7 protein-coding genes are annotated in these 5,319 nt (G+C 46.4%); all 7 read left to right on the forward strand.

Features of this window, described 5'->3' with window-relative positions:
• The first annotated feature begins 714 nt into the window (after positions 1 to 714).
• Positions 715 to 1,896, forward strand: a complete 1,182-nt coding sequence (locus Q0991_RS09360) for an aminotransferase class V-fold PLP-dependent enzyme (protein WP_299487697.1) — start codon at positions 715 to 717, stop codon at positions 1,894 to 1,896.
• 322 nt (positions 1,897 to 2,218) lie between these two features.
• A complete protein-coding gene (locus tag Q0991_RS09365; RefSeq protein ID WP_299487699.1) occupies positions 2,219 to 2,731 on the forward strand; it encodes a DUF1993 domain-containing protein in 513 nt (170 codons plus the stop codon).
• Between the two features lie 117 nt (positions 2,732 to 2,848).
• Positions 2,849 to 3,223, forward strand: coding sequence for a VOC family protein (locus Q0991_RS09370; protein ID WP_299487701.1), 375 nt, complete (start codon positions 2,849 to 2,851; stop codon positions 3,221 to 3,223).
• A gap of 92 nt (positions 3,224 to 3,315) precedes the next feature.
• Entirely contained in the window at positions 3,316 to 3,912 is a 597-nt protein-coding gene (locus Q0991_RS09375) for a DUF6151 family protein (protein ID WP_299487704.1), read from the forward strand.
• 82 nt (positions 3,913 to 3,994) lie between these two features.
• Positions 3,995 to 4,363 (forward strand): DOPA 4,5-dioxygenase family protein, encoded by a 369-nt coding sequence (locus Q0991_RS09380; RefSeq protein WP_366524932.1) that lies wholly within the window; start codon positions 3,995 to 3,997, stop codon positions 4,361 to 4,363.
• 129 nt (positions 4,364 to 4,492) lie between these two features.
• Positions 4,493 to 4,945, forward strand: a complete 453-nt coding sequence (locus Q0991_RS09385; RefSeq protein WP_299487707.1) for a DUF6714 family protein — start codon at positions 4,493 to 4,495, stop codon at positions 4,943 to 4,945.
• A 75-nt stretch (positions 4,946 to 5,020) separates the two neighbouring features.
• A complete protein-coding gene (locus Q0991_RS09390; RefSeq protein WP_299487710.1) occupies positions 5,021 to 5,272 on the forward strand; it encodes a transposase in 252 nt (83 codons plus the stop codon).
• Positions 5,273 to 5,319 lie beyond the last annotated feature (47 nt).

Here is a 5,319-nt window from a genome sequence, read left to right on the forward strand (position 1 = left end):
AGTTGAAATCATACTGGAGGGTCAATTCAGGGGGGTGACATCAAGCCTTCAGATTACCTTGATCGCTCCTGACACTGTTACCCGGTTTTGATCCAAGCCCCCCAAGTTAGCTCAAGTCAAAATCAAGCCTCTAATTTTAATATAGATAAAAATCAATTAATAATTAGTTGAAGCTATATTTAAATCTATGTAAGATCAAGATGTTTGCAGCACTCAAGGTAGTCAAAAATCACTACCTTCTGGCATACAGCCTAGAGCCCATATATGGAACGACTGCTTGGACAGCTTTCGATATAGCTGGCTAGAACAATAGGGTTGACTCGCGTATTTGAGGTTGTTACAGGTTTCTGAACAAACTTCATTGCTAGCAGCATTGCCCTCGAATTTACCCCAATCCGTAAATTCCGAATTGTCTGATAAGCATCGGTGTCAGGATGTTACCTGCTGGGTCTCTGAGCATGCACCTTGGAAACACTTTGGAGGAAAGGATGAAAGACTATACACTTGTCTGGATATTGCTCTGGCAATCGATCTATTTCGGACTGTTCTTGCATAGCGTTCTTACAGATGCATTTGCAGATGGCGATCAGAACCAGCAAGACCTTTAATTGAGCACAGCATAACAGGAGCTGATCAATCTAACAGGATGGCAAAATCAGGCAGAATAGCGAAGGCTAGTATGCTGGCCTTGTGACCTGAACCCTAAGGATAGGTATGACCTCCGAACAGCAGCATTCTTTAGAAGTACATCGACAACAATTTCCTGCTTTAGGAAATAAGCTGTACTTCAACTACGGTGGTCAAGGCCCACTGCCACAACCTGCTTTCACTGCCATTCAGTCAGCCTATACCCAAATGCAAGAGCTTGGCCCGTTTACCGGGGGGGCACTGGCTTGGATGACGGAAAAAGTTGAAGGGACTAGGCGTGCCATAGCCACTGAACTCAACGTTTCTCCCAGCACGATTACCCTGACCGAATCTGTATCCAGTGGTTGCAATATTGCCTTGTGGGGTATCCCTTGGCAACCCGGCGATCATCTCTTACTCTCAGACTGCGAACATCCTAGCGTCATCGCCACCTCCCAACAGCTAACCCGTCGCTTTGGCATTGAAGTATCGACTTTCCCGCTCATGGCGACCCTTAATGGCGGTGATCCAACTGCCATGATGGTGGAGCATTTGCGGCCCAATACACGCCTAGTGGTGATCAGTCATATTCTGTGGAATACGGGTCAGGTGTTGCCCTTAGCAACCATGGCCCAAGCCTGTCGGCAAGCCGTTCCTACAAGCGCAATTTTAGTGGATGCGGCCCAATCTGTAGGGGTTTTACCCCTTAGTCTTGATGAGCTAGACGTTGATTTCTATGCCTTTACCGGCCATAAATGGTGGTGTGGTCCGGATGGCTTGGGCGGACTATACGTCCGATCCACTTCTTTAGAGAGTTTGGAACCTACTTTTATGGGCTGGCGCGGTATTGATCAAGATGCTCAAGGTAAACCCAAAAGCTGGAAGCCAGACAGTCGTCGTTATGAGGTGGCCACATCTGCGTTTCCGCTGTTCCCAGGACTAACAGCCGCCATTGAACTACAAAAACAGTGGGGGACACCGACAGAGCGGTATCAAAGAATTGTGCATCTTAGTCGAATTTTATGGGAGATGCTCAGTACCATTCCAAAAGTGACTTGTTTACGCACTACAGCACCTGAATCAGGATTAGTCGCTTTCCAAATTGAAGGCTTCAGCAATCATCGTCCTTTTGTACAACAGCTAGAAAGCCAAAAGATGATGGTGCGCCTGATCGCAGATCCTAACTGCGTCAGAGCTTGTGTACATTATCTGACTTTGGAATCAGAGTTGGAACAACTTGTACAGGCGATTGAGAAAGCTCTGATATGACTTTTATAAAGTGGGCAAATACGCTGGTTTTACATACTTTAGAGACAGTATGCTTCTGAATTTGGCCGCTCCCTTACAACAACCGCTACCTGAATCGCCAGGCTTTTGATAGAACGGTTGCAGGCATGAAATTGTCTTAATCGAGACATCAGCAAAACAAAGCTGGATTGAAATGCTGAGCATCCAGAAGATTCTGAGAACCTACCAGACCACACCAAGCATGGCATCAAAAATAGAAACTTAACACCTAACACGCCACATATCGTTAGGCTAAAAGCTGAAATCAATAGGCTTTATAGAATCAGTTTTGAGGAAGCAAACTATGCCCAGTCAAGCGATAGCTTCAATTCAAACCCTCTTTCAAAGTCGGTTAGCGACACTCGAACATCTTGTAAAGACCGCTCAAACGCATTTCAGTGATAACGACTCCTTCCTGCAAAAACGCATAGCGGCTGATATGTTACCCTTCGGGACACAGATCGCCTTTACCTGCGATCAACCCCATAACTTTACCCTGTGGAGTGAGGGCAAATCTGCAAATCATCTCGATCCTAAGGTCACCTCTCTCTCCCAGGCCTACGAGCACATTGCCAATACTCAAAAAAAGCTGGTGGGCATTAACGTTGAAGATGACAGGCTAGCTGAAATCACGCGCATTGATTTAGGCGACAGTCTCTATCTTGAGCTATCGGGTATTAACTATATCAACGAATTTCTTATACCAAACTTCTACTTCCACCTGGTCACTGCTTACGACATTCTGCGGATGGTGGGTGTCCCTATTGGCAAACGGGATTACATGATGCACTTGGTGCCTCTGGTTAAGCAAGGATAAAACTGAACGATCTCGAATGCTGGTATTGACGGATGCCTACTTTAAGAACGTTACTGCTTTATTAAGTGGCCATTCGCCAGCCTTGTTAAGATGAAAAAAACCCTAGGGAGACAGTTGATGATTCCCATTCGTGGTGTTTATGAAGTCGCTATCCGAGTACGCGACCTTGCTAGGGCAGAGGCGTTTTATTGTCAGCTTCTTGGCCTGAAAGTGGGCCTTCGTGATGAACAGCGGAACTGGCTGTTTCTTAGAGCTGGGGATACTTCTGGGATGATCGTTTTGCAAGAAGACCAGGGTCACTGGCCCACTCAACACTTTGCGTTCACTGTTGGCGAATCTGAAATTGAGCAATCCGCACAGCAGCTTCGTGAACAGGGCATCGCGCTGGAAGGCCCCATCGTCCACGACTGGATTCCGGCAAAGTCGGTTTACTTCGAGGATCCTGATGGCCATGCGCTTGAGCTTTGTGCTGTGCTTCCCAAGGCCGTCTAGCTCGAATACTTGTCAATTCCATCTTGGCTTTAGGTGAAGGATTTCGTTAAACCGCACGCGTAATATTGCTCAGTTCAGTGGAGACGTAGAGAATGGCCTATCCAATCCAGTGTCAATGTGGCAACGTTCAAGGGGGTATTGATGAATCTGCATCGATCAATCAGGTGACTCGTTACTGCCAAGATTGTCAGGCTTTTGCTCACTTCTTAGGCAGACGTCATGAAATGCTCGATCACCAGGGTGGTACGGAGATCGTTCAAATGCTCCCGAAACATATCTCTTTTGCCCAAGGGACAGAATATTTGGCCTGTATGCGGCTGACAGAATCGGGGCTATTGCGTTGGTATGCTAATTGCTGTAATACCCCCATTGGTGGTACGTTACCGAGCCATACTCTGTCTTTTGTTGGTGTGGTTCATAATTGCTTGGAATCGTCTACCGTTAAGCTTGATGATATTTGCAATTCTAAAGGCGTCAACGTCAATGTAAAGAATGCCAAAGGAGACCCTAAACCTGAGCAATCTGGGCAGGTGAGAACGATCATTCGTAATGTTCTGATGATCTTGAAAGCACGCATCGATGGTAGCTACAAGCAGACGCCTTTCTTTGAGGTTGACTCTGGTATGCTCGTCGCCACCCCCAAAATCTTGAGTTCGCAAGAATATGAAGACCTAATGAATTCTGTTTAAGAGACTCTCTAACCCGTCATGGCGGCCAATACATCAAGCCTACATTGGAAGTCTTATTTGGTTTAACCAGTTCTGCCGTTCAATGCATTCCTCTCCGATGACGAAACGACCCACAAACGTGTACGACCGATATCACGCGCATGTCTATTTTGATGCAAACTCCGTGGAGATGGCGTCTTCAATTTGCCACCAGGCAGGTGAGCTATTCGGAATTCAGGTGGGGCGAGTTCATCAAAAGTTGGTTGGCCCTCATCCTCGATGGAGTTGCCAGCTCTCCTTTAGCAAGTCTCAGTTTGATCAACTTATTCCATGGCTAGAAGTTAATCGAGATGATTTAACGGTTTTTGTCCACGCTCTGACGGGAAATGATCTGGAAGACCACACTATACACGCATCTTGGCTAGGAGATGCTGTTCCACTCAATCTGTCGGTTTTCGATGTTGAAGGATAGATTACCCATAACGACTGACTTGCGAATGCTATCTGGATTGGTGCAAACTCTGCTACTGACAAAATTGGTCACATGCGATCGCAAAATCCAGAATGTAACTCAATCAACCGTAAAAAACGTTAAATATTCATGGACAAAGACATCGTCGCGAACAATATCAAGTCTGCATTTGCTGGTGTGACGCTTGGTGCTGGGATTGGCCTCTGGGAAGCCCAAGCCATCGACGATTACAAGACTCAGGAAGTGCAGCGGAGAAATCGCGAAAAAGACGAGAAGGAAGAATGGCATCGACTGAATTGCGATGACTTGCAGAGATGTCACAGCAGTCTTTCATTTTTTGATGCGGAGGGGATGCGATTTCATTTGCCAGCCTATATCGTGGCAAGTCTGGAAAATAAAGTAGATGATCCATTGTTTCATTTAACGCAGTTAGATGATTACGCCAAATCTAAGTTAACAACACTCAATCCTTTGCAAAGACAAGCAATCGTGATGTACCTGGAGTGGTGCCTTGAACAAGAGGAGTATGCATTTGACCACCCAACCATTCGCATGGCATTACGTGAGTATTGGACAACCTAAGCTCGACTTTATCCATTCGCATCCAGAGTCAGTATGCATCAGAATTAGGAGTACCTCTTTTTTACTGAGTGCCTGATGGATGTTCCTTCTTGGCTGAAACTGTTTGTTGCACTACTTTTTTCAGCAAGTGTCTGGGAATCAGCAGTTGTGCTCATTATCGGCGCGATCCTAGCGCCTGGCAAGCGAACCGTCAGTGCCATTTTGAGAACTATGGGGCCGGCAGAGCAACGCAACTATCAACGCTATCATCGTGTCCTCAGTCGAGCCATGTGGTCCAGTCCTTTGGGGATGACAAGGTACTTCAAATCTAGAGTCAGCAGTAGATAGGGCAGTGTGATTTCAAAGAAAATAGGGTGGCCGAAACGACTACCCTA

This window comes from Acaryochloris sp. IP29b_bin.137, assembly GCF_028285745.1.
In the GTDB taxonomy this organism is placed as follows: domain Bacteria; phylum Cyanobacteriota; class Cyanobacteriia; order Thermosynechococcales; family Thermosynechococcaceae; genus Acaryochloris.